This window comes from Cellvibrio zantedeschiae, from assembly GCF_014652535.1.
Classification (GTDB): Bacteria; Pseudomonadota; Gammaproteobacteria; order Pseudomonadales; family Cellvibrionaceae; genus Cellvibrio; species Cellvibrio zantedeschiae.
Window position 1 is genome coordinate 139191 of the sequence record NZ_BMYZ01000001.1, and the last position, 25834, is coordinate 165024.

Genomic DNA, 25834 nt, shown 5'->3' on the forward strand with positions numbered 1-25834 from the left:
TTACCACCATTTCTTATAGGCAATTCCACCAAACAAAGATGCAATTACAAGCATTAAACCAAGGATGTAGTAATAACCATAATGCCAATGCAGCTCAGGCATATTGTCGAAATTCATTCCATATATACCAACTATAAAAGTCAGCGGAACAAAAATCGCGGTAATTATCGTTAGCACTTTCATGGTGTTGTTCAGTTGGTGCGAGCTGATAGATAAGTAGCCGTTAATTAAATCGCCGCAAATTTCAAAATACATTGTGCACAAACTGTTTAGGCGCTCGCAGCGTTCAAATAAATCTTGCAGGCCGTGCTCAATGTCTCCGTCTTCATCAATCAATCGTTGTGGAATATCTTTTAACAGATTGGTTACTAAACGTTCGTGGTAGCTAAAAATTCGTTTAAGTTTGCGCAAACGTGATTTATAGGCGATAAGCTCGCGCATAGTTTCATCGTTCGGTTTTTCTTGCATTGAGTCTTCCATTTCATTCAGGAAGGGCTCGAACTCCAAAATTGAATCCAGATAGCAGCCCACAGAAAAACGCATGATTCTGGATGCTAGCAAGCCTGGGCTTACTAGCAAATTTTCTTGTTGTGCATGCTCCCAAAAATAAGAGACGCCGCGCGAAGGCCGTTGGTGACAGCTAATAAGGCAACGGTCACCGGCAAACAATGCGATGGTCATTTGTTTGAAGGTTAAATCTTTCTTAAATTCACTTAAACCGCGGTACAAAATTAAGGTGTAGTTATCAAAGGTTTCAGTTTTTGGTGGATGGCGATAGCGCTGAACATCTTCAATCGCAAGTTGATGGCAATCCAATGACTGTAAAATAATTTTTTCATCAGCAGGGCGTTCGCCTTCCAAATCAATCCAGATAAATCCGCTTGCTTCTTCGCGCCAACGAGTAATTAGTTCCTCGCCGCCAGTTAGCCATTCACCATTTGAGGTTAAAAGTTGGGTGCGTATCATGTTGGCTCAATAGTTTTGTGGTTAGAGTTGTTTTTATATTCTGTTAATTTTGCAAGGCGCAAGCGGTTAATTTCGTCGCCAAAATCTTTGCCTGTGAATCCGCGCGCGCTTATATCTTTTACATCAATTTGCTGGCTGACAGCCAAAGCACCGCTAAAATATTCTGCTTGTGGGTATTCGCGATTTTCAAAACCAGTGCGGCCGCGTGCATCTGCTTCACAGCACATCAAAAATTGTGCGAAGCGTTCCGGGCGACGAAATGAATCTGTTTGTTGCAACACTTTTAACAAGGTTGCCGGTTTTAATTCAAGTGCGCGATGGCAGTGGGTGTGAAATTGGGCCACCATAAGTGACAGCTCTTTATATTCCTTTGGCGCTGCAATGCGTCCGCACAACTGTTTAACCAACGGCAGGCTTCTATCTTCATGAGCGATATGGCGTGGCCATTCATGTTCGGGTGTCGTGCCTTTACCTAAATCATGTAGCAGGGTGGCAAAACGAACGACGGTGCTGTCAGTCATTTTGGCAGCTTGCTGAAGACTCATAAGCGTATGAATACCCGTGTCAATTTCCGGGTGATGTGTTGCTGTTTGCGGTACGCCAAAGAGCGCATCTATTTCCGGAAATAAACGTGCGAGAGCGCCGCAATCGCGCAAGCTTTGGATAAAGATATCAGGCGCAGCTTCGCCTAAAGCGCGTTCCATTTCCTTCCACACGCGTTCAGAAACTAAGTGATCCACTTCACCGTTATCTACCATTTTCCGCATAAGCGCATTGGTTTCATCAGCAATAGTAAAACCTAAGTGGTGATAGCGCGCGGCGAAACGGGCGATACGTAAAATTCGCACGGGGTCCTCTAAAAATGCATCGGACACATGGCGTAATTTTTTATGGACAATATCTTGTTGGCCACCGTAAGGGTCAACAATATTTCCGTGCTCATCTTCAGCCATCGCATTGATGGTGAGATCGCGGCGAATTAAATCATCTTCCAATGTGACATCTTCACCGCAATAAAAACTAAAACCCGCATAGCCGCGGCCGGTTTTTCGTTCGGTGCGCGCGAGTGCATATTCTTCTTTCGTTTTAGGGTGTAAAAAAACGGGGAAATCTTTTCCTACGGGAGTGAAACCTTGTTGCTCCATTATTTCAGGTGTGGCACCTACCACTACCCAATCTTTTTCATGAAAAGGGTAGCCGAGTAATTTGTCGCGCACTGCGCCGCCAACGAGATAGGTTTTCATAATCGTGCCTGATGAAATATGGGACGAGTATAGGGGATTTACTCTTATAAAAAAATATTCAAACTTTTTATAACTACAGGGGTTGAGAAAGTTATAAGTATCCTTTAGAGTCAATGATCTTAAATGTTCAGAAATTAACAATTATGTCTCTACATTATTCCGCTAAACGAATTTGCGCCCTACGACCCCTATTTTGGGCAGTCGTCGCATTTTTATTTGCGGAATTTGAGCGAGAGTGATTGATTTAAATATTCTCTGATTTTCAAAGGCCGCAGCATAAAACCTGCGGCCTTTTTGTTTTCATAAAAAATTGCCGCGTGTTTTCTCTTGCAGCCCTAATAACTCGCAATAACGATTTTATTGCGAAAAAACAAGGAGCAGGCGCATGGCAGTTTTACTCGCATACATATCGGTGGTGCTCATTTGGGCCACTACACCTCTTACTATTCAATGGAGTAGCCATAGCTTAAGTTTTATCGCTGCTGTGTTGTTGCGTATGGCTATTGCGCTTGCAATTGGCCTTGTTATTAATGCGGTATTGCGTCGTAAACTCTTTGCGCAAGCCAGAGCCTGGCAAGTTTATGCTGCTGGCGCTATTGGTATTTTTCCAAACATGCCAGTGGTCTATTGGTCCGCACAATTTATTCCATCTGGTTTAGTTGCGGTGGTATTTGCTATGTCGCCTTTTGTAACTGGGTTAATGACATTGGTTTTGCTGAAACATAATCCTTTCAGCGCGCGGCGTGTCTTCGCATTGTGTTTGGCGCTCACAGGATTGGTGGTTATTTTTTATCACCAATTACAGTTTGATTTGCGGGCAGCTTATGGCGTTGCGGGAATTTTGCTGTCGTGCTTTTTGTTTTCTTTTAGTAGCGTTTTAGTCAAAAAGCTGGATGTAAAAGTTGATGCCTTTAGCCAAGCGTTAGGAACACTGTCATTTGCCCTACCTTGTTTGTTGGTGACCTGGTGGTTTATGGATGGGCATATTCCCACTAGTGTTTCGATGAAATCGCTGGCTGCGGTGGGCTATCTCGCGATATTTGGATCGCTGGTGGGGGCGGCGTTATTTTTTTACGTCCTGGCAAATATGTCACCTACTGCCGTGTCGCTCATTACGTTTATGACCCCGGTATTGGCATTAATTCTAGGAGCATGGGTTGGGCATGAAACACTCGGGTTGCAGCTGTGGACGGGAGCCGGTTTGGTAGTAATAGCTTTGCTGCTCTATATGGATTTGTCATCTGGCGGCTGGTTTTTCTCTGCGTTACGCAGAAATATTTTCCGAACCGAACCGCTGAACTTGGTAAAAGCCCATGTGGATAAATACAAGTGATCCAATTTGGTGCGTATCGCAATCTGCTAGTGCGGTTTTGTGCGCTAATATAGTGCCGTGCCGAGTATTTTATTTAGTATGCAAGATGGTATTCGAATTTTAAGCTAATGATTAATAAAGGAAATATAAAGTTGGCGTGCTATCTGCAAAGTTACAAGCATGTCGTTCTAATGGTTCGGCTGCCTCAAAAAACTAAATGTAGAAACATACTGAGAGGATTTACTCATGAAGATGAAAAAATTAGTTGCTGCTTGTGCCGCGTTGTCTGCCATGGCTGGTTTTGCTGTTCCTGCTGCGCATGCTGATGTTGCCGCGACCGTTGGTGTATCCAACATGTACTACTGGCGTGGTTTTGATTTGGGCGGTGGCGCGGCCTTGACTGCTGACGTGAATGTGAGCGGTAACGGCTTTGTTGCTGGTGTATGGACATCATCAGGCGACGGTACCCTGGGCACTGAATATGATCTTTACGCTGGTTATTCAGGTAAAGCAGGTGATTTTACCTACGGTGTGAGTTTGGTTTCGTACAACTATCCAACTTTAGGTGATGACTCAATCGCTCCAGGTGATTACGTGGAAGTCGTCCCGACCATCGGTTATGGACCATTCAAACTTACCTATTACGATGCGATTGCTGCAGACCATTCACCGCTGGGAGATAAAACATACAATTATCTTACTGCGGAATTGATCTTTGAAAAATTTGCAATCAAGTACGGCCGTCATTCTCAAGATAATGGTGGAGAAGGTACTTTGGACGGTGTATCTCACCTTGACGTGACTTACAAATATAACGACAAGCTGAGCTTTACCGTAGGTTCGTTGTTAACTGTAAATGACTTTGATGCACAGGAAAAAGAAGTTAACTTCGTTGTTGGCCTGACTTTGCCAATCGAATAAGTTTTCTTCTGATTGTAATCTTTAAAGAGCAAGCTTCGGCTTGCTCTTTTTGTTTGTGGAAAGCTGTGGCTTATAAAATAAGAATAATATGATTTATTCTCAAAGAAAGGATTAACAGGTATACTGTCGGCTTGCTTCAATAGCTTACTGAATTCAAGGACATCTTCCCCATGACTCAATCCGACGTATCTCAACGCCCCGCTATTTTAGTGACCGGCGGTGCCGGTTTTATTGGCAGCCACGTCTGCGTAGAACTCATTAATAGCGGTTACCTACCGGTAGTGGTGGATAATCTGTGTAACAGCAAAGAGGAGTCGCTCAAGCGTGTTGCGCGTATCGCGGGTTCTGCTCCGGTGTTTTACCAAGTCGATATCAATGATAAGGATGCAATGCGCAAAGTGTTTGCTGCCCATAAAATTGAAGCTGTCATGCATTTCGCTGGTTTAAAAGCAGTGGGCGAGTCCAACCAAATTCCGTTGAAATATTATCGTTATAACGTTGCCGGAACCCTGTCACTGGCTGAGGTGATGGAAGAATTTAAGGTCTGGAAGTTAATTTTCAGTTCGTCAGCTACTGTTTATGGCGACCCCGTAAGCGTACCTATCGACGAAAGTTTCGCGACTTCTGCGACTAACCCTTATGGCCGCAGCAAACTTATAGTAGAAGATATTCTGCGCGATCTCGCCAAGGCCGCAGGCAACCAGTGGAATATTTCATTGCTGCGTTATTTTAACCCTGTAGGCGCACACGAAAGCGGCTTGATTGGCGAAGACCCTGCAGGCATTCCCAACAATTTGCTGCCTTATGTTGCGCAAGTGGCGATTGGAAAGTTACCGCAACTCGCGGTATTCGGTAATGATTACAACACTATCGACGGTACCGGCGTGCGCGATTATATCCACGTGGTGGATTTGGCTCTCGGCCACGTAGCAGCCCTCAAAGGTTTGGATAAGGTTGGAATTGGTTGCCGCGCTTATAACTTGGGCACGGGTACAGGTTATTCGGTGCTGCAAATGGTGAAAGCTTTTGAAGAGGCGAGCGGTCGCACAGTTGCTTACAAAATTTCGCCACGTCGCCCCGGTGATATTGCAAGCTGTTACGCGAATGCAGATTTAGCTAAATCTGAATTGGGTTGGGAGGCCAAGTTTGGTCTTGAGCGCATGATGCAAGATGCGTGGCGCTGGCAGTCGCAAAATCCCAATGGATATGATGTGTAAGCATTTCTACAAACAAAAACGCCGATCAGTTGATCGGCGTTTTTGTTTGTGTCGTGGGTTAAGTTCTAAACCAAATCTTTATCTGTCGCGAACGAAAGCGCAAAAGATTTTGGTCCAACATTGATTGCACCAGTCATGCTCATCATAGACAACATGGTTTTAATGTCGTGTTGTTTACAGAACTCGCGGAATTGCAGCAGTACAGGTTCATCTTTAATTTCTTCCAATAAGCCGCCGTAACTCATTGCAATGACATCGCTGGTCAAGCCCTGGGTAATTTGTTTGCGCACGTGGTCAAACAATTTTTCCAAAGCGCCGAGAAAACCCTTACCTGTATCGATTTTTTCGGTGGCGCCGCGGTGTAGTTGTACTATGGGGCGCAAATTCAGCGCGCTAGCCAACTTAAAATTAATCCACGAAATATTGTTATCGCCTTTGCGCAAATGGCGACGGTCGCGCATGTAGGAAAGATCGTTTGGAATTAAATAGCCATAAACCTGATCGCGCATATTGTCGATGGCGCGAATAGATTTATTGAGTGGCAAATTCTCAACATGGATTTTCTTAACCAATTCATAAACCAATAATGCATGCCCGGTAAACATTGACATGCTGTCGTACAAACGAATTCTAAAAGGCGCGCGGCCTTCATTTTTTTCCAGCTCGCGGAATTTTGGTTCATTCACCAGGGCCGCTTCAGACACACGCTTGTAAACATCACTTTTTTTACTGTTGATGGTAACAACCTGCACCAAATCGTAATTGGGCAATAACCGCTCTTTCAATATATGCGTCATGTCGCTGACAGAAAGCGGGTCAGATTGCGCTAAACCAAACTGCTGTTTCGAATGGTTTTTGTAAAAATCCAACATGGTTTGCGGGTCGCGATAATCCAGCGCTTGGCCGCCATCGTAATTAATATAAATGGGCAACACTTCAATATTGTGTTGTTGGATAAATTTCGCGGGTAGGTCGCACGTTGAATCTACCGCGATGCAAGTTCTTGAAGACATGATTTCGGCTCCGTGATTCGATCCTCTTATTGGCGATCTTAAAAATTTAATGGGTGAACGCAGTTATCGTGGATTCCTTGATGAACTGCTATGAAGCCATTATTCGCTTTTGGCGGCTGAATCTATAGTCGGCAATTCCCAAGTTTTGTGTGAGGAAGATGAGGTAGTTCGTGTGCGAGATCTCGCACAAAGCTGCGGAATTCGAGAGGTTTTAATTATAAATGCAGCGGATATTAGCTAGCGAGGGGTAAAACGAGCTGGAATTCGGCTCCGCCCAAAGAGGACCGGCCTACATGCAATTTGCCGCCGTAACTGTGAATGATATCTGCCGCAACCGAGAGGCCTATACCTTGGCCGGGTAGGCTGGTATCGAGTCGATGACCGCGCTCCAGAATTCGGGTTTGTTGCTCGGCCGGTACACCGGGGCCATCATCGCTAATGTTAATGAGTAGTTGTTTATCCCTGGTTTCGCTGCGCACATGAACCCGCGATTTACCGTATTTAAAAGCGTTTTCAGTGATGTTTCCAATCACTTCCATCAAGTCTTGCTCGTCACCTGCAAATATGGAGTGCGCCGCTAATTCGCAATCAGCTTGTACACCTTTGCTGGCGTAAACTTTTTGCAGTGCGCTGAGTAAGCGGCGGACAATGGGTTCCAAATCGGAGCGCTGGTGGCTGCCTTGTTGTTGGCTGGAAACCGCGCGTTGCAACTGATAAGTAACAACCTGATTCATGCGCGAAACCTGTTCTGCCGCGAGCTGTTGTAACTCTTCATCGGCGGATGCCTGACTGAGTTTGGCCTGCATAACAGCGAGCGGAGTTTTCAAGCTGTGGGCGAGGTCGCTCAAACTATTGCGATAGCGTTGGCGCAGCGCCTGCTCGCGAGCGAGTACCTGATTGAGGTTGTCGACTATATCTTGCAATTCATCCGGGTGGTCGCCCTCGATATCGCGCGTATCGCCGCTCTGCATAGCGTTTAGCGCAACAGCCAATTTTTTTAGCGGGCTTAGACCCCAGCGTAAAATGGCCGTTTGCGCGATCAATAACAAAATCCCCACGGCGCCCAGCCACTGCCAAAGTTGATTGCGATAAGCATTTTTTTCCGCAATAAAGTCTTCACTGTCATGCACGGCGACAAAGCGAAAAGGCACCTCGCGGTTTTTCGCTACTTCCCAAAAAATATCCGAGTAAGCAATGAAATAATTTTCGTTTTCAAATTCAAAAATAATCTCTGCTGACTCATCAGCATTCAGTTTTGGTGAAATTTGGTCGTAGGTTGGTGGCGTTTGCAGCGAAGTCGAGTTGGATTGCCAAACTAATTCTTTTTTGTCATTAAAGAGATAAGCATAAAGGCCAGAGTTAATGCGCTCAAAATCCTTGTCTCGCAATTCTTTTGGCATAATTAAACGCGGCTTTTCATTTTTTTTGAGTGGGCGTGTGGGTAAATCTGCCGCGCTGTACAGCAGATAAATATTACGCTGTAAGCGCGCTTTTTCTGCAGTGATTAAGCTGGTTTGGAATGCTCGATCCAGGAAAAAACCGGTAACGCCCAAAAACACGGGCAACAAAAGTGCCGACGCAAAAAATAACCGCGCGGTTATGGAGGTCAACTTTTTGCTTAGCACCGAAGCTTGTCCGCTTAGTCTTTAATTGCGTTGAATCTGTAACCCAAGCCACGTTGGGTGCTGATCAAATTCAAGCTGCCATCTGGATCAAGTTTTTTCCGCAGACGACCGACAAAAACTTCAATCACATTACTGTCGCGGTCGTAATCTTGCGCGTACAAGTGTTCGGTTAATTCGGTTTTGGAAATATTTTTTCCGGCGTGCATCGCCAAATACGTGAGGGTGTTGTATTCAAAACTGGTGAGTTCAACTTCCTGGTCATCGCGGTGTACGCGACGGGCGCTGGTATCGATTGCAACAGGGCCGTAACGCAATACGGGCGCAGCATGTCCGCTGGCGCGACGCAACAGGGCGTGTAAGCGCGCGCGCAATTCTTCCGGGTGAAATGGCTTGGTTAAATAATCGTCGGCACCCGCTTCAAGGCCTTCAACTTTGTCTTGCCAGTTACCGCGCGCTGTTAAAATCAGAATAGGGAAGTTGCGCTCTTTTGCGCGCAATTGCTTGATAAGTTGCGTGCCGTCCAGCAGCGGTAAACCAAGGTCGATAATGGCGAGGTCATAATCGTATTCGCTGCCTAAAAACAAACCTTCGCGGCCATCGGCAGCCGTATCGCACGCATATTTTTCGCTGATAACAATTTGCTCAATTTGTTCGCGCAAGCTTTTTTCATCTTCAACAATTAATAAACGCATGATTCAATTTCCTTGTGGAGTGCAAATTATTGTGGCGTGTCTTCGATTAAGGTGCCGCTAACCGCGTCTAAATTAATGGTTTTCATGCGGCCATTTTTTTGAAGTAATTTTACGGCGTAACGCGGCTTGTCGTCTTCTTGATATTTACGCACGTTAATTACCTGGCCTTCCGCCAAAGCTTGTGCGCGTTGAGCAGCTTCAGTGGCAGAAATGGTCGGAACTTCGGGTTGTGTGTCATCACCGGAGTGTGCATTTTCACTCACTGCGGGTTCCGTTTGTTGTGGCACAGAAGGTACGTCTTTTTTGGCCGATTTTTTGTTGCCAAATAAATCTTCTTTGGCTTCGGCCAAATTTGTTTTAAAGCGAGAAAATTGTTTTTCTAAATAAGATGGGGGTTTTTCGGATTCTTTTTCGTGTTTTGCTTTTGCTTTTGCTTCAGGTGCACGGGTTTCAACTGTGTTGGTTTCGGGCGCTGGAGCTTTAACTTTGTCTTCAATGTGGGCTGGTTCAACAGTGGGAGTACCTGCAATAGCTTCAGCTGGCGCTGAGCTGCTACTAGCATTGGGAACCAGTTGCTCCACATGCTGTGATTGCTTTGCCCCTGGTTCGCTTCCGAACAAATCTTTTTTGGCAAAAGCCTGCGGCGCAGCCAAAACCAATGCTATCGCCAAGGGCGATAGCAGGGCTGTTACAGACAATTTTTTGGAAGCTTGCATGGCGACTCCTCGCACTCTTTATCTTTCAACCACTCTTTCTAATTCCAGCGCGGCGTTACATCTGAATGGTTAACGCTAGCTCACCGCGGGCGAGTTTGCAGAACACTATCGCTTCCTAATTGCTAAAATTCAATCGCTATTCAGCGAAAAATCAATAGTCCCTTGATCGCATGGCAACCGCTATCGCAATGCGGTCACCGGGGTGACGGTCAGTGCGGGTTTGGTAAATGCGCCCGTTGTATCTGTAACTTACATCGTAGCCGATAATGCGGTTTTCATATTCGGTGCGGTAATGGGTGCGGCACACCTCTTCATCGCGATAACGCACGGTGCGTTTACTGCCGGCATCATTACCAATGGATGCACCAATCAGTCCACCGACTGCGGTAGCGGATCCGCGGCCATCGCCAATTTCATGACCAATAGCGGCTCCTACTAAACCGCCCACTACTGTGCCGGTGAATGAATCACCACTGCGGCTTTCGCGCGCAACAGTTCTCACACGGCAAGATTCGCGCGGAACATCAATCGCTACCTGGCGGTAAATCGGGCGGGCATCCACTACACGGCCGTAATCACCATAACCGTAAGCGTCATAAGTTGCGTAAACATGGTCATGGTGGTGATGGCGTCTGTAGCCGTGGTCGGCAGAGGCGCAGCCAGCAATGAACATACTCATGCTTATGGCCAGGATACTGCGAGCAAACAGACGATTTTTCATGATGATTTTCCTATAACTGTTAGTTAACAAGGAATTGCAATTGAGTTTTTTAAGCTCACTTGCAGAATAAGTCTGTGAAGCTGAATCCATGCTGAAACTTCATGGGACTTTTTACCGGTTTGAACCATAAATACTCAGTATTAGCCCCAAATCCATGAGTTATTCAGGGTATAATCGCCGCCTTATTGTCCAAATATTTTTGAGTGGATTTGCGTGTTATGGCAGAAGTAGTAAACGTAAAAGAGTACATGGCTGAGCTGGGGCGCAATGCGCGCAAAGCTTCCCGTGCAATTGCAGCGGCATCTACCGGGGTGAAGAACAAGGCTTTGTTGGCCATTGCAGATGCCTTGGACAACAACCGCATCACTCTGGTTGCAGAGAACCAAAAAGACCTGGCGGCAGCCAAAGCCAATGGTTTGGAGCCGGCTATGGTAGATCGTTTGGCGGTCAAACCAGCGACTATAGATGCAATGATTGAAGGCCTGCGCCAGGTTGCTGCCTTGCCTGATCCCTGCGGTGCGATTACCGATATGAGCTATCGCCCAACCGGAATCCAGGTTGGAAAGATGCGCGTACCGCTCGGTGTTGTGGGCATTATTTACGAATCTCGTCCTAACGTGACCATTGATGCAGCCAGCCTTTGCCTGAAATCTGGCAACGCTGCGATTTTGCGTGGCGGTAGTGAATCTATTAACTCCAATCGCGCTATTGCAGCCTGTTTGGCGGAAGGTTTAAAAGTTGCGGGCTTGCCCAATACTGTGGTTCAAATTATTGAAACTACCGACCGCGCGGCGGTAGGCGAGTTGATCGCTATGCCTGAATTTGTGGATGTGATAGTCCCACGCGGCGGCAAAGGTTTGATCGAACGTATTAGCAAAGATGCCAAGGTGCCAGTGATCAAGCATTTGGATGGTATTTGCCATGTGTTTATCGATAGCAAAGCAGATTTGGACAAAGCCTTTGATATAGCACTAAACGCCAAAACCCATCGCTATGGCGTATGCAATGCGATGGAAACTTTGCTGGTAGACGAACAAGTCGCCGCGCAAATTCTGCCTCGCTTAGCTGCCGCCTACGCTGAAAAAGGTGTTGAGCTGCGTGGCGATGAAAAAACTCGTGCGCTTATCCAAGCCAATGAAGCGACAGAGGAAGACTGGGCGACGGAATATCTTGCGCCTGTGCTGTCGATTAAAGTTGTTTCAGGTTTGGATGAAGCTATTGATCACATCACCCGTTACAGCTCGCAACATACCGACGCAATCGTAACTGAAGATTTTACTCGTGCCCGTCGCTTCATCACCGAGGTGGATTCCAGCTCGGTGATGGTCAATGCCTCTACGCGTTTTGCGGATGGTTTTGAGTATGGCCTGGGTGCAGAAATTGGAATTTCTACCGACAAAATCCATGCGCGCGGCCCAGTTGGTTTGGAAGGCCTGACCTCGCAAAAATGGGTTGTGTTTGGTGATGGGCACGTGCGTGTGTAAAGCGAAAAGCAATGCGTAAAAAAATCGGTATTTTCGGTGGCACTTTCGACCCGATCCATATCGGCCATTTGCGCTTGGCGTTGGAGTTAAAGCAACAGCTTAATCTGGATGAAATGCGTTTGCTGCCGTGCCACCAGCCGCCGCATCGCGATGTTCCGCAAGCTAATAGCGCGCAGCGTGCCGAGATGTTGCGGATTGCTGTAAAAACTTGTCCTGAATTGCAATTGGATGAGCGCGAATTACAACGCGATAAACCGTCCTACACTTACGACACCTTGCAGGATTTCCGTGCGGAATTGGGTGTAGATGTAAGCCTTGTGTTGTGCATGGGTGAAGATGCTTTTACCGGTTTGTCGACATGGCATCGCTGGCAAGAAATTATCCAGCTTGCGCATATTGTGGTAATTGCACGCCCGGGTTGGAATATTCCAGAAACGGGCGAAGTGCGGGAGTTATTAAATCGTCATCAGGGATTGCCCACTGATTTAGTGAACTCACCTGCAGGCGCCATTGTGTTGCAATCGCCGCGTTTGCTGCCGATTTCGGCTACCGAAATTCGCGAGCAAATTAATCGGGAACAGTCTGCGCAGTTTTTAGTGCCGGATGCGGTGTGGGATTATATTAAAGCGAGTAAGTTGTATCGCTAAAATCCCTCTTTAAAGTGGGGGGATGCTTTTAAAAGTTGAAGTACAAATTTTTTTAAAACCTATAGGTAATTGAATGTCTGATTTAAACAACGCCATTATTGAAGCCCTGGAAAATCTTAAGGGTAAAAATATCGTTACGCTCGACGTACGTGAGCTTACCGATGTAATGGACACCTTGATTATCGTGAGTGGTACATCTAATCGCCACACGCGCTCGCTGGCTGAAAACTTAGTGGAGGAAACCAAAAAGAAAGGTTTCCGTGCAAATGGTATTGAAGGTTTGGAGGGCGGCGATTGGGTGCTGGTGGATTACATTGATACAGTTGTGCATGTAATGCAGGAAGAAACACGCGCTTACTATGAGTTGGAAAAACTCTGGTCGATGACGCCTGCAAGCCGCGCTGAATAATAATCTACTTTACTCGACGATACGGCGTTAAAAATGACTTCAAATGCTCATTTATTATTTATAAACTCGATTTGGGCATCCTGCGTCATTCTACCGCCCACATCCGTGTGGGCGTCCGCTTTTTCAGTCATTTTTGCCTTGTCTCGTCATCGTCAGTAACGATTATGGGTGCGTTGTTAGGTTTGATATTGTGAAGATTCGAATAATCGCGGTGGGCACCAAAATGCCCGATTGGGTTGAGGCGGGTTATGCCGAATACGCCAAGCGCATGCCGCGTGATGTAATGGTCGAGATGGTTGAGCTGCCGCTCGCCCTGCGCTCAAAAAATTCTGATATTGCCGGCGCCATGAAAAAAGAAGGCGAAGCAATTTTGGCAGCGGTTGGAAAGGGCGAGCAGATTATTGCGCTGGAAGTAAAAGGCAAGCCCTGGACAACAGAGCAGTTGGCAGAAAATTTGGCGACCTGGAAAATGAGCGGTTTCAATTACTGTTTGCTCATTGGCGGGCCTGATGGTTTAGCGCCGGAAGTGTCGGCATTAGCCTCGGTAAAATGGTCGCTTTCGCCGCTCACCTTGCCTCATCCGCTGGTGCGAATTTTGGTGATTGAGCAGTTGTATCGCGCTTGTACGATTTTGCAAAACCATCCTTATCATAAATAACTAAACCTGAAATAAACTAATCGCAAAAAGCGAAGTCACAAATCGCGCATTTTTTAAAATCTTAAGTTGCACACTCCCGTTTAAAAAATTACATTGCCCGATTAATGCCGTCATACGAAAGTCGCGCAGCTATAACAAATTAATTGAGTTATTCCCCGCATGTTTGAGAACCATCACTTTAAAGATCACCAGCGTGAAATGCGGATATTTAAATTCCGTTTGGGCGTGATGGTGAGCGTGATGGCCCTGCTGTTCTGCGTGTTAATTTACCGCTATTACAGTTTGCAGATTGTTAATTACCTCGAATACGCCACCCAATCTGAACACAACCGCGTGCATGTGGAGCCAATTCCGCCTACGCGCGGCATTATTTACGACCGTAATGGCGAAGTGTTGGCCGACAACCGCGCGAGCTTTACGCTTTCGTTGGTGGTCAACAAAACCATGGATTTGGATGCAACCTTAAACGTGTTGCGTACCCTGGTTGAAATCACGCCTGCTGATTTGGAAAAATTCTACAAGTTAAAAAAACAACAGATCCATCCGCTCGAACCTATTCCACTGCGCTACCGTTTGACCGAAGAGGAAATTGCTCGGCTTGCGGTGAATGAATACCGTCTTGAAGGTGTTCAGGTGGACGCGGAGCTGGTTCGTTATTATCCCTTTGGCGATGCCTTCGCTCACACGATTGGGTACGTGAGCCGTATCAGCGAATCGGATTTGGAAAAATTCACCGAAGAACAAGCGCGTCTTTATAGCGGTACGCACTCCATCGGTAAGTCAGGTATTGAAGCCAGCTATGAAAGCGAGTTGCTCGGCCAGGTTGGCAGTAAAAACGTAGAGACTAACGCGCGCGGCCGTGAAATTCGCGTGCTGGATCGTATTGATCCTACGCCCGGCAAGAACGTTACGCTCAACCTCGATTTAAAAATGCAGCAGCAGGCGGAAACCACTTTGGCCGGGCGCCGTGGTTCGGTCGTGGCGATTGAAGTCAAAACGGGCGCGGTGGTGACGGCGGTAAGTAACCCGGGCTTTGATCCCAACCTGTTCGTAACCGGTATTAGTTTTGCGGATTACAAAGCGCTTAACGAATCTCCTGAAACGCCCTTGATCAACCGCTTTGTGCAGGGGCAATTTCCGTCTGGCTCTACCATCAAACCTTTAATGGGCTTGGCGGGATTGCATTTGGGCTTTACCGATGTGAATCGCGCTATTAGCGATCCAGGCTATTTTACCTTGGGCGGCAGCTCACACAGATACCGCGATTGGACCTTGAATACACCAGGCTTGGGTGGTGGTCATGGCAGCGTCGCCCTTAAAAAAGCGATTGCTGAATCCTGCGATACTTATTTTTATGAGCTCGCGTGGCGCATGGGTGTGGACAACATCTACCCCTTTGGTCGTCACTTTGGCTTGGGTGCACGCACGGGTATCGATATTCCCAACGAGCGTCCGGGGATTTGGCCATCGCGTGAATGGAAGCGCACCAAGTACAAGCAGCCCTGGTATCCGGGCGATAACGTGAGTATCGGTATCGGCCAGGGCTATGTTTCGGTTACGCCTTTGCAGTTAGCGGTGATGGTATCGACCATCGCTAGCCGCGGGGATCGCTATCGCCCCCGTTTAGTGAAAGCGGTTGATGGTGTTGATACCAAGCCGATCCTTGAGGATCACATTGAAATCAAAAAAGAGCATTGGGATGCCGTATTTGAAGGCATGGAAGATGCGGTTTACGGCGGCGGCCTAGCCACCTTTCGCAAGTACCATTTGGGCATGGGTGCGGATTACCGCATTGCTGCCAAGTCGGGTACTGCGCAGGTAGTGAACATCGCCCAGGACGCCAAATACAAAATTGGTACTCTCAAAGTCGCCCAGCGCGATCACGTATTATTTGTGGGCTTTGCACCTGCGGATGATCCCAAGCTTGCCATTGCCATCATTCTGGAAAATGACGATCACCTTAAATCATCTGAAAACCCCAGTTTGTTAGCACGTCGTCTGTTTGATGGTTATTTGCGCGGAATTTTTGTTGGCTTGGGGCAACCTGTAGGCTTCCCCGAGGCCAAACCGCAAGAAGTGCTGCCTCCACCGGAGCCGAGCGAGTTGGAGTCACACGTGGATGACCCGCAAGAACCGCTACCGGATGACGTTAATGTAAGTTCCGCGAGCACGAGTTCTGTTGTAAGTTCGGCTAGCGCCAGTTCAGCCAGAAGAGGTGCACAATGATCCGCGCAGTCGACATCACCAGGTATTGTCATCATGGGTAATCAGGATTTTTTACGGCGCATGCCCAAAACCGGGTATGAATTTAGCCGCTCATACCGCATCGCCCAGCGCTTCCACATAGATTTTGTGCTGCTGTTTTTGCTGCTGGGGTTGGCCGGTTTCGGTATGGTTGTGCTCTACAGCGCGAGCAGCAGTAGCATCTTGGCGATTCAAAAGCAGGGCAGTTTTTTTGCTATTGCGTTTACAGCCATGTTTGTTATTGCGCAGGTGCCTGTCGATTTTATGCGTCGCATCGCGCCCTGGATGTACGCTGTTGGTGTAGTTTTATTAGTGCTGGTTTTAGTGGTCGGTATTGGCGCTAAAGGCGCCCAACGCTGGTTAGGAGTTGGGGGAATTCGCTTTCAACCGTCGGAAATTATGAAGTTGGCTATGCCGCTTACGGTAGCGGCGTTCCTGAGCCGCCAGTATTTGCCGCCGCGCTTCCTACATATTGTTATAGCACTGCTCATCATTATTGTGCCCACCGCGCTTATCAATAAACAGCCTGATATGGGGACTGCGATTCTGGTGCTTGCCTCGGGTATGGTGGTGTTGTTTTATGCGGGGTTGCAATGGTGGTACATAGGCGCAGCCGTTGCGCTCGCGGGCGCTAGCCTTTGGCCTATCTGGCATTACATGATGCACGACTACCAGCAAAAACGCGTGTTGATGTTGTTTGACCCCGAAAGCGATCCTCTGGGTGCGGGCTGGAATATTATTCAATCCAAAACGGCCATTGGCTCAGGCGGTTTGCACGGTAAGGGTTGGTTGGAAGGTACTCAATCGCGCTTGGATTTTTTGCCGGAAGGCCATACAGATTTTATTATTGCGGTAATGTCGGAAGAGTTTGGTTTGCTGGGGGTGATCCTGTTAATCCTTGCCTACATTCTGGTCATCGCGCGCGGCATGCACATTGCCATCAACGCGCAGGACAATTTTGGTCGACTATTGGCAGCCAGTATTTCCACTACCTTTTTCGTGTATGTGTTTGTAAATATGGGTATGGTAGCGGGCATTGTACCCGTGGTGGGCGTGCCTTTACCTTTTATTAGCCAAGGCGGAACTGCAATTGTGGCACTTATGTCCGGTTTTGGAATCCTAATGGCTATAGCGACTGAACAAAAACGGGTTATGAACCCGCAGAAATGAGATGACATTGTGGATGTAATTCTAGCGAAACAGCGTGGGTATTCGATGATTAAGCGGTTTTCTAAAGTAACTGGGTTGTGTTCATTGGTCTTTATGGCGAGCGTTATGCCTTGTCAGGCGGACTATACCCAGCATCCGGAAGCAAAAAAATTCATTGCTGAAATGGTTTCAAAAAACGGTTTCACCCGTGCAGAGTTAAATTCATGGTTTGAAAAAGCCGAGAAAAAGCAAGCGATCCTGGATGCTATTTCTCGCCCTGCGGAAGCCTCCAAAACCTGGAAAGAATATCGGCCAATTTTTCTTATGCCTGCTCGTGTGGAGAGCGGTGTGAAATTCTGGCGGGAGAACAGCGCTGAACTTGCACGCGCAGAAAAAGAGTTTGGTGTTCCCGCCGAAATTATCGTGGCGATAATCGGCGTAGAGACCAGCTATGGTCGCATCATGGGTAATTACAACGTTATAGATGCGCTTTCTACCCTGGCGTTTGATTACCCGCCGCGCTCGCCGTTTTTCCGCTCAGAGTTGGAAAACTATCTTTTATTGGCGCGCGAGCAAAAACACAATCCGCTGGATTTTAAAGGCTCTTACGCCGGTGCTATGGGCTATGGCCAATTTATGCCATCCAGCTATCGCAAATGGGCGGTAGATTTTAGCGGAGATGGTTTTACCGATATTTGGAAAACACCTGCGGATGCGATTGGCAGTGTCGCCAACTACTTTAAAGAGCACGGTTGGAAAACCGGTGAGCCTGTGACTGTGGAAGCTCACGCGGCAGACAATATGCAGGCGTCGACCCTGAACAGCATAGTGCCGCCGAGTCTGACCATCGACCAATGGCGCGCGCAGGGCATTAATCCTATTTCGTGGTTACCCCCAACGACGCGTGTCATTGCCTTTCAGTTTGAAGGCTCTAATGGTGCGGAATACTGGTTTGGCTTGCAGAATTTTTACACCATCACCCGTTACAACCGCAGCCCCATGTACGCCATGGCGGTTTACCAGTTAAGCCAAGCCATTAAGCTTGATATGGGGAAAATCTAGTGCGAAAGGTGAGGGCTAAGGGCAAGCTGAATTGGGCGGGTCTTGGTTTTTTACTGGCGATGTTGGCGCTGCTAAATGCTTGTTCCAACACGCCGAAAAAAACGGACTCCGGCGGTTCGTCTTCGTCGTCTTCCGGTGGGCGTTACCAAGGTAAAGATAAGGATTGGGGGCCGGACAAAGAAATCGATATGTCCCATATTCCTGACGCCGTGCCGCGCTATGAAAGCCGCACTATTGCCGGCAATAAGAACCCCTACACCGTGCTAGGCAAAACTTATTATCTAATGGATGACGAGCGCGCTTACACCGAACGCGGCAAAGCCTCTTGGTACGGTTATAAGTTCAACGGCGAGCGCACCTCGAACGGTGAGCTTTACGATATGTTCTCCATGACCGGAGCACACAAAACTTTGCCGATTCCTTCCTACGTGCGCGTTACCAACCTGGATAATGGTAAAAGTGTTGTTGTACGTATTAATGATCGTGGCCCCTTTCACGATGGCCGAATTATTGATTTGAGCTATGCCGCTGCCCAGCGTTTGGGCATTACCCGTTTGGGTACCGGTAATGTTGAAGTGGAAATTGTGGTGCCCGACGGCGACCCGCGCCCACCTTTGCGCACCCGCAAAACCGAGCTGACCGCCAGTGCAAAAGAGGCTGGTATTGTGACTAAGGCAGAGGCTGGAATTGCGTCTCATGACAATAAGGTGCCTGAGGGCACTTATTTGCAAATAGCCGCCTTTGGTGTGGAATCATCGGCTAAACAGTTCGCCAACAGTGTGCGTAAAGCCTTGAGCTATCCTGTCGTTATAAGTACAGCGGCTGCACCTAACAAGTTGTACCGGGTGCGTGTTGGCCCCTTCGCTGACGCGCAAAGTATGCAAAATGCACGCGATCAGCTGCAAAAAATCGATATTTTGCAAAGCCATGTTGTTTATCAGTAAGTAATTATTGAATTAGCGGTGTTACAATTCCGCACAATTATTTTAGGCTTTCCAGCTGACTCTTATTTTTAGCAATTTTTTAAGTGATTTCTTATGTTTAAAGTGACTTCCTTTAGCAAGACTTCTGGTCTTATCAAATCCTTAAGCTGCGCCGCGTTATTGGTGAGCTTGAGCGTAGTTGCTGCCACGCCAGCACCTACACCAACTCCCGGGCAAGCCGCTCCAGCCGGCGCAACTCCAGCACCTACCGTCTCTATTCCTGAAGCACCGGCCTTAGCGGCAACAGGTTACATTCTGATTGATGGCGAGACAGGGGAAGTGCTAGCGCAGAACAATGCCGACCAACGCTTGCCACCAGCTAGCTTGACCAAAATGATGTCCAGTTATCTGGTTATCGATGAGTTGATCCGTGGCCGTATCAATGAAACTAATATGGTGAACATCAGCGTTAAAGCCTGGAAAATGGAAGGTTCACGCATGTATGTGAAAGAGGGCACCCAGGTTTCGGTAATCGATTTGTTGCGCGGTGAAATTATCCAGTCCGGTAACGATGCAACCGTGGCCTTGGCCGAATACGTTGGCGGCAATGAAGATGCCTTCGTTGATCTAATGAATAAAAAAGCGTTGGAATTGGGCATGAAATCCACCCATTACCAAAACGCGGCTGGTTTGCCTGCTCCTGAACACTACACCACAGCCCGCGATTTAGCGGTTTTAGCGCGTGCGGTCATTTACAACCATCCGCAACACTACCCGCTCTATGCGGAAAAAGAATTCAAGTACAACAACATTCGCCAGCCTAACCGCAATAAGTTGTTGTACCTCGACCCAACGGTTGATGGTTTGAAAACCGGCCACACCGAAGAAGCGGGATACTGCTTGGTAGCTTCTTCCAAGCGTGAAGGCACGCGCTTAATTGCTGTGGTATTAGGCACCAAGAGCGACAACGCTCGTGCAGAAGAAACCCAGAAATTACTTGCTTACGGCTTCCGCTATTTTGAAACCGTAAGCCTTTACAAAGCCAACACCGAAATCACCAAAGCTCGTGTGTGGTCAGGTAAGGCACCGGAAGTTGTGCTCGGCTTGCCGAAAGATGTTCGCATGACCCTGCCGCGCGGCCATTTGGATAACGTGAAAGCCAACGTACACGTAAACGAAACGATCAATGCACCGATTTTGGCCGGTCAGGAGTTAGGTAGCCTTACCATTGAGCTGGATGGCAAAGTCATCAATACCCAGCCACTGGTAGCCTTACAGCCTGTAGAAGAAGCCAGTTTCTTTGCTCGTATGTGGGACAAGATCAAACTCTTTTTCCGCGGTCTTTTTAGTTAAGTCGCGGTATCTTCAATTAAGTTAGTGCGATGAATATGGTCGAGGGTGGCTAAGCCGCCCTCCCGGAGTACCCCATGTCTGACGAACAACAGCCCCCCAAAATCGAATTTCCCTGCGAAAATTACCCCATCAAAGTACTGGGTGACGCCGACTCTGAAATGCATGCGCTGGTGTTAACCGTTATGGAGCGCCATGCTCCTGGCTTTGATGAAACGCGGGTCACTATCAATCAATCCAGTAAAGGTCGCTTCCAGTCTGTGACTGTGTGGATTACCGCAACGGGCATTGAGCAGTTGACTGCAATCCACACCGATTTGCGTATCAGCAAAAAAATCAAAATGGTGATGTAAGTTGGTCGCACAGCCTGTTCTGGAAGTCAGTCATCTCGGCTTGCGGCCTTATGAGCAGGTATGGGCGGCGATGACCGAGTTCACCAATACCCGCACTGCAGAAACAAATGACCAGCTGTGGTTGGTGCAACATCCACCCGTTTTCACCCAGGGGCAGGCCGGTAAAGCTGAGCATCTATTGGTTCCGGGCGATATCCCCGTGGTGCAATCAGATCGCGGTGGCCAGGTGACTTACCATGGTCCGGGCCAATTGGTTGCCTATCCTTTGCTGGATTTGCGCCGCCTGAAAATGGGGGTGCGCGAGCTGGTGACGGCTATCGAACAAACTCTTGTGGCATCGCTCGCTCATTACCATATCGAAGCCTTCCCCAAGCCGGATGCTCCCGGTGTTTACGTGAACACCCAAGGCCGTGTAGATAAGATTGCCTCGCTCGGCTTGCGCGTGCGCCGCGGCTGTAGTTTCCATGGCTTGGCGTTGAATGTGGCTATGGATTTGTCGCCGTTTTTGCGGATCAATCCCTGCGGTTACCAAGGCTTGGCTATGACCCAAATGCAAGATCTGTTGCCGAATCCGCCGCTGATAGAAGATGTACAAGAACAACTTGTTATCCAATTTGCGCAGAAATTAGGTTACGAAACCTGTACAATGCGCGCCACGTAATTCCCCTCGGCTCGCGCCGTGCTTCCGCGAGCTGAAAACACGCAAAGAGCTTCTTATGTCTGATCTACCCATCGTTCAAATTCAGGAACTGCAACCGGTCAAACGTACCGAGCGTCACAAGCAAGGCGAAAAGCTGCGCGATGCCGACAAGGTTGAGCGTATTCCGGTTAAAGTTATCGCGAGTGACCGTGCAGATATCCAACGCAAACCGGATTGGATTCGCGTGCGTATTCCTGCATCGCCCGAAGTAGATCGCATCAAGAGTATCCTGCGTAAGAACAAACTTTCCTCTGTGTGCGAAGAAGCTAACTGCCCAAATCTGGGTGAGTGCTTTAGCGGTGGTACTGCGACCTTTATGATCATGGGTGATATCTGCACCCGTCGCTGCCCATTCTGCGATGTCGGCCACGGTAAACCCAATCCATTAGATGTTGAAGAGCCGCGCAAACTCGCAGAAGCCATTGCGGAAATGCATTTGAAATACGTGGTAATTACCTCGGTAGACCGCGACGACCTGCGCGATGGTGGTGCCCAACATTTTGCCGATTGTATTCGCGAAGCCCGTACACTCAGCCCCAAATTACAAGTAGAAGTATTGGTACCGGATTTCCGTGGTCGTATGGAAATCGCATTGGATATTCTTGAACAAGAAGCTCCAGATGTATTCAACCACAATATGGAAACCGTTAGCCGTTTGTATCGCCAGGCGCGTCCCGGCGCTAATTACAATTGGTCGTTGGAACTGCTGAAGCAATACAAAGCTCGCCGTCCCGACGTACTAACCAAATCCGGCTTGATGGTTGGCCTTGGCGAAACCAAAGAAGAAATTATCGAAGTCATGCAGCATATGCGTGATCACGATATCGACATGCTCACCATCGGCCAATATCTACAACCTTCCAAAGATCACTTGCCGGTAGAGCGCTATGTGCATCCCGATGAGTTCGCTGAGTACACGCGTCTTGCGGAAGAAATGGGCTTTAAACACGCTGCCTGCGGCCCATTAGTGCGCTCTTCCTATCATGCTGATAAACAGGCCCATGGCGAAGATATTAGCAATTTGCTACCAGCAAAAAGCCTTTAGTTCGCGATAATAAAAATAGGCTCCAAAAAATAGTTTCTATGGAAGCTATGCTTTAGGAGCCTATTTTTTTGGTTGATACAGTGATTAAAAAACCAGAGATTAAAGTTCAACTCCTTCAACACGCCCCCGAGCATTTTGCCCAGGTCGCCGCGTGGCATCATCAGGAATGTGAGCGTCAGGGCTTGCAATCCAGCTTATCAATACGGCAACAACGCCTGCTGCTACATGTGCAACACAGCGCTCTCCCCAAGACCATAATCGCATTGGAAGGCGAAGAATTAGTGGGTTGCGTCAGCCTCGTGAACTATACCTACCGCACAGACAGCAGCGTTTTAATTCCGCCAAACTCAGCAACTGTGTGGCTTAGCAACCTGTATGTTATGACCGAAAAACGCCGGCAAGGGTTTGGAAATCTGCTTATAGAAGCCGCCAAAAAGTACTCGCAAGAATTTGGAGCTAATGAGTTATGGTTGTCAGCGGCGGAGTTCACTGATTACTACCAAAAGCGCGCGTGGGAAGTTGTCCGCAAAACTCGTTTGGGCGGACGCCAGGTAAATGTTATGCGGATTGCATTAGCTGAACAGGCAAACGATTTTGCAGTTAATGGCTAATTCGAATAAAAGCGCGCTACACGCCCCAATCTAATTCCGTACGGGGCGCTCATTAGGTTTATTATCATTCCAGTTACTGAAGATGATAGACATTATGCGCAAACGGCTTTCAATAATAACGGCGGTTATTGTTTTTCTAGCAGTGTTAATCATTGCTGGAGTATGGCAATTTAATCGCGTATTAAAAGCATCTTCCGTAGATGATCTGCACTACCAAATCGAAAGTCTTAATGTGCACGGTGTGCAGCTCTCTCAATTATCTTTTGTTTACTCATCCCAATCATTTCCATATGTTGTTCAAGTTCGTAAGTTGCACATGGATTGGGAATGGCAAAATTTTATTCCGCAGCTGAATACGCTAACTATTGAACAAGTTGTTCTTAATGGTTTAACTCGCTCCGCAAAAAATAGTGCGGCGGAGGCAAAGGCAGTACCCGCTGCATTCAAACTTCCCGAGAATTGGCGTGCACCAGAATTTTTACCCAGGCAAATTCATATTCGCGAATTAGTGCTAAAACAACCTTGTGCAGCGGGTGTTTGCCGCATAACAGCGAAGGCTGATGCACTTGCTGAAAAGGAAAAAATAACGGCAACTTTAATTGCAAGCCCCGGCGATCAACTTGATTCACAGCATCAGTTGCGAATGACGGCTAATTATAGTGTTGAAAATAATCTTCCTAAACTGAATGCAAATGTAGTGCTCGATAAAAATATAGATATCCAACTCTCAACACATCTTGTAAAAAAAACCGAAATTTATTGGCTGGGAAAATTAAGCGGTTCAGGATCTTATCTTGATAATTGGTGGTTACCTCATTTAACGTCCTGGGGGATAAAAGCTACACCAGATTTGAATCAGGTAAATAGTGCAGTCGCAGCTACTTTAAGTGTGGAAAGTGATTGGCAAGTTTCTCTAACGCCATTGCTTAATATGCCTGTTAACGCAGATCTCGCTCAGTATTCCAAAGCCACTACCGGTCGCTGGTTCTTGGATGTAAAAATTCCGCAACCATTTAAGATTCCGCCTTTGGGTCAATTTTCTGGCCAAACAACGGTCGATATAGAAATGACTGCCGGTCAACTTAATCGCTATGCGGTTTCTGCAGATATTAATGCAGAGCAATTAAACCTACCGGATGCCTGGCAAAACTTTGGTATCTCTGCAGATAAGCTGCATATTAACTTGCATTCAAAGGTAGAAGCTGGCGCAAGCTTAGCGGCGTTGCCTATAGAATTCTTTGGTGATAGCCAAGGTAATCTTGCTGGGAAATTTTCAGGCCATATGGTGGCGGATGTTTTTGCTAAAAAAATTATTGTAGATCGTTTTTTATTAACGGCGAAAGCTAACCAATTAAAACCCTACGCTGATGATGAATTAAAAAATATCAACGTTAATTTACAGGCTGTCGGTTACTGGCAACCGGAAAGCTTTTCATTCAACCTCACTGAACCTGGTCAAATCTCCGCTGATGCAAATATCAAATCGCTCACCCTGATTGCAAAATCTGTCCGGATAATAGCAAATAAATTCAGCGTTGCAGGCAAGGTTGTTCAGGGAGCTGTTGTGTGGCCAGAACTTGCGATAGATAGTGATGCAATTATAAGTGTAGATAAATTATCGCACGCGCAACTCAAAGAAAATTCCTGGCGCTGGCAAGGAAAAGCTAAAGGCTTTGTTAGCAATTTGGATGTTAAAGGCGATTTATCGATAGGTTCTGCGTTTAGTATGAATCACAGCGTTTCAGTAAAATCATTGCAACTCAATGTGGAATGGAAGTTGGCAGACATTTTTCTATTAGCGGCTAATCCTTTTGCCGATACCTTAAGAGCTTGGCCACCTCTGTTGTCGCTCGCTCGTGGAAAACTTGACGCGCACGGAAGCTTTGAGTTTGATCTTGAAAACAAGAGCTTGAAAAAAAGTAATAGCTTTCTAAATGTGCAAGATGTCGCAGGTATTTACGATACAACAGCTTTTGACGGAATCAATACCAAAGCAACTATAAACACAGCGGATAACCACCTAAAAATCGTGACGAACGACATTAAAGTTAATCAGGTCAACAAAGGATTTATATTTGGTCCACTGCAAGCAGCAGGAAATTATCAAGCAACTTGGGAAAAGCCGACGGAAGGAAAATTGGCTTTAGAATATTTTAATGGTGTTGTCGTGCAGGGCAAAGTCAGTACGCCAAAACAGGATTTCGATTTTAGTCGCCCCGAACAAAAATTAGTTGTGACTCTCCATCAGCTCAATTTGACCAGCCTTTTGCAACAGTATCCTACCAGTGAACTTTCAGGTAGCGGCCAACTCTCAGGTAGTATTCCTATAGAAATCAGCAAAAAGGGCATTCGGATTTCCAAAGGCACAGTTGCTGCGGAGTCGCCGGGGGGAAAGCTTAAATACCAATCAGCGCGCGCTACCGAGTTGGCAAAAAGCCAACCCAGTATGAAATTACTAACAGAAGCATTAAATGATTTTCAATATTCGGTACTAGTGAGCGAAGTTAATTACGATGAAACAGGCAAACTGCTTTTATCGGTCAGGCTGGAAGGTAAAAATCCAAAGTTGGAAAAAGGCCGCCCTATTAACTTCAACATCAATTTTGAGGAAGATATACCGGCAATGCTCGCCAGTATTCAACTTAGCAGTAAAGTTAATGATGTTATTAAAAAACGTTTACAGGAATATTTGCAACGGAAGCCTGAGTCAACAGTAATCTCTATTAAAAAGTAAGATTTCAACGTGGTTTAAATTTTATTTAGCAAGAGGCA

Annotated in this window: 24 protein-coding genes; 17 read left to right on the forward strand and 7 right to left on the reverse strand. The window is 47.2% G+C overall.

The window, feature by feature from the left end:
- Both IE104_RS00655 and IE104_RS00660 read right to left on the reverse strand, forming a co-directional pair.
- A complete protein-coding gene (locus tag IE104_RS00655; protein WP_189415088.1) occupies positions 1-966 on the reverse strand; it encodes a magnesium transporter CorA family protein in 966 nt (321 codons plus the stop codon).
- A complete protein-coding gene (locus IE104_RS00660) occupies positions 963-2210 on the reverse strand; it encodes a multifunctional CCA addition/repair protein (RefSeq protein WP_189415090.1) in 1248 nt (415 codons plus the stop codon). Before IE104_RS00660 ends, IE104_RS00655 begins: the two co-directional genes overlap by 4 nt.
- 385 nt (positions 2211-2595) lie before the next feature.
- Between IE104_RS00660 and IE104_RS00665 the strand changes: the two genes are divergently transcribed.
- The 3 genes from IE104_RS00665 to galE all read left to right on the forward strand — a co-directional run bounded on the left by IE104_RS00665 (position 2596) and on the right by galE (position 5660).
- Complete coding sequence (locus tag IE104_RS00665; protein WP_189415092.1) at positions 2596-3543, forward strand: DMT family transporter; 948 nt, start codon at positions 2596-2598, stop codon at positions 3541-3543.
- A gap of 225 nt (positions 3544-3768) precedes the next feature.
- On the forward strand, positions 3769-4443 hold the full coding sequence (locus IE104_RS00670; RefSeq protein WP_189415094.1) for a TorF family putative porin: 675 nt from the start codon (positions 3769-3771) through the stop codon (positions 4441-4443).
- Between the two features lie 170 nt (positions 4444-4613).
- On the forward strand, positions 4614-5660 hold the full coding sequence (gene galE / locus IE104_RS00675; protein ID WP_189415096.1) for a UDP-glucose 4-epimerase GalE: 1047 nt from the start codon (positions 4614-4616) through the stop codon (positions 5658-5660).
- Between the two features lie 65 nt (positions 5661-5725).
- Here galE and IE104_RS00680 read toward each other — a convergent pair whose 3' ends face one another.
- From IE104_RS00680 to IE104_RS00700, 5 genes are all read right to left on the reverse strand, one after another.
- Entirely contained in the window at positions 5726-6673 is a 948-nt protein-coding gene (locus IE104_RS00680) for a DegV family protein (protein ID WP_189415098.1), read from the reverse strand.
- Positions 6674-6906: 233 nt separating this feature from the next.
- A complete protein-coding gene (locus tag IE104_RS00685) occupies positions 6907-8283 on the reverse strand; it encodes an ATP-binding protein (protein WP_229837557.1) in 1377 nt (458 codons plus the stop codon).
- Positions 8284-8312: 29 nt separating this feature from the next.
- A complete protein-coding gene (locus IE104_RS00690; protein WP_189415102.1) occupies positions 8313-8990 on the reverse strand; it encodes a response regulator transcription factor in 678 nt (225 codons plus the stop codon).
- Between the two features lie 26 nt (positions 8991-9016).
- Complete coding sequence (locus IE104_RS00695) at positions 9017-9706, reverse strand: PepSY domain-containing protein (protein ID WP_189415104.1); 690 nt, start codon at positions 9704-9706, stop codon at positions 9017-9019.
- Between the two features lie 151 nt (positions 9707-9857).
- Positions 9858-10427, reverse strand: coding sequence for a glycine zipper 2TM domain-containing protein (locus tag IE104_RS00700; RefSeq protein ID WP_189415106.1), 570 nt, complete (start codon positions 10425-10427; stop codon positions 9858-9860).
- 218 nt (positions 10428-10645) lie between these two features.
- Between IE104_RS00700 and IE104_RS00705 the strand changes: the two genes are divergently transcribed.
- The 14 genes from IE104_RS00705 to IE104_RS00770 all read left to right on the forward strand — a co-directional run bounded on the left by IE104_RS00705 (position 10646) and on the right by IE104_RS00770 (position 25796).
- Positions 10646-11911, forward strand: a complete 1266-nt coding sequence (locus tag IE104_RS00705) for a glutamate-5-semialdehyde dehydrogenase (RefSeq protein ID WP_189415108.1) — start codon at positions 10646-10648, stop codon at positions 11909-11911.
- Between the two features lie 11 nt (positions 11912-11922).
- Positions 11923-12558 (forward strand): nicotinate-nucleotide adenylyltransferase, encoded by a 636-nt coding sequence (gene nadD / locus IE104_RS00710; RefSeq protein WP_189415110.1) that lies wholly within the window; start codon positions 11923-11925, stop codon positions 12556-12558.
- Positions 12559-12631: 73 nt separating this feature from the next.
- Positions 12632-12967, forward strand: a complete 336-nt coding sequence (rsfS, locus tag IE104_RS00715) for a ribosome silencing factor (RefSeq protein WP_189415112.1) — start codon at positions 12632-12634, stop codon at positions 12965-12967.
- Between the two features lie 190 nt (positions 12968-13157).
- Positions 13158-13625, forward strand: coding sequence for a 23S rRNA (pseudouridine(1915)-N(3))-methyltransferase RlmH (rlmH, locus tag IE104_RS00720; protein WP_189415114.1), 468 nt, complete (start codon positions 13158-13160; stop codon positions 13623-13625).
- 159 nt (positions 13626-13784) lie between these two features.
- Positions 13785-15851 (forward strand): penicillin-binding protein 2, encoded by a 2067-nt coding sequence (gene mrdA, locus IE104_RS00725; protein WP_189415116.1) that lies wholly within the window; start codon positions 13785-13787, stop codon positions 15849-15851.
- Positions 15852-15884: 33 nt separating this feature from the next.
- On the forward strand, positions 15885-17039 hold the full coding sequence (rodA, locus tag IE104_RS00730) for a rod shape-determining protein RodA (RefSeq protein ID WP_189415118.1): 1155 nt from the start codon (positions 15885-15887) through the stop codon (positions 17037-17039).
- A 45-nt stretch (positions 17040-17084) separates the two neighbouring features.
- The gene (mltB, locus tag IE104_RS00735; protein WP_189415120.1) at positions 17085-18080 is read left to right on the forward strand and encodes a lytic murein transglycosylase B; all 996 of its coding nucleotides are present in this window, start codon (positions 17085-17087) and stop codon (positions 18078-18080) included.
- Entirely contained in the window at positions 18080-19024 is a 945-nt protein-coding gene (locus IE104_RS00740; RefSeq protein WP_308429250.1) for a septal ring lytic transglycosylase RlpA family protein, read from the forward strand. Before mltB ends, IE104_RS00740 begins: the two co-directional genes overlap by 1 nt.
- 93 nt (positions 19025-19117) lie before the next feature.
- The gene (locus tag IE104_RS00745; RefSeq protein ID WP_189415122.1) at positions 19118-20356 is read left to right on the forward strand and encodes a D-alanyl-D-alanine carboxypeptidase family protein; all 1239 of its coding nucleotides are present in this window, start codon (positions 19118-19120) and stop codon (positions 20354-20356) included.
- A gap of 74 nt (positions 20357-20430) precedes the next feature.
- A complete protein-coding gene (locus tag IE104_RS00750; protein ID WP_189415124.1) occupies positions 20431-20706 on the forward strand; it encodes a YbeD family protein in 276 nt (91 codons plus the stop codon).
- A gap of 1 nt (position 20707) precedes the next feature.
- Positions 20708-21367: a lipoyl(octanoyl) transferase LipB gene (gene lipB, locus IE104_RS00755; protein WP_189415126.1), complete on the forward strand. Its 660-nt coding sequence runs from the start codon at positions 20708-20710 to the stop codon at positions 21365-21367.
- 55 nt (positions 21368-21422) lie between these two features.
- Positions 21423-22451, forward strand: a complete 1029-nt coding sequence (lipA, locus tag IE104_RS00760) for a lipoyl synthase (RefSeq protein WP_189415128.1) — start codon at positions 21423-21425, stop codon at positions 22449-22451.
- 68 nt (positions 22452-22519) lie between these two features.
- Entirely contained in the window at positions 22520-23062 is a 543-nt protein-coding gene (locus tag IE104_RS00765; protein WP_189415130.1) for a GNAT family N-acetyltransferase, read from the forward strand.
- 94 nt (positions 23063-23156) lie between these two features.
- Positions 23157-25796, forward strand: coding sequence for an intermembrane phospholipid transport YdbH family protein (locus IE104_RS00770; RefSeq protein WP_189415132.1), 2640 nt, complete (start codon positions 23157-23159; stop codon positions 25794-25796).
- Positions 25797-25834 lie beyond the last annotated feature (38 nt).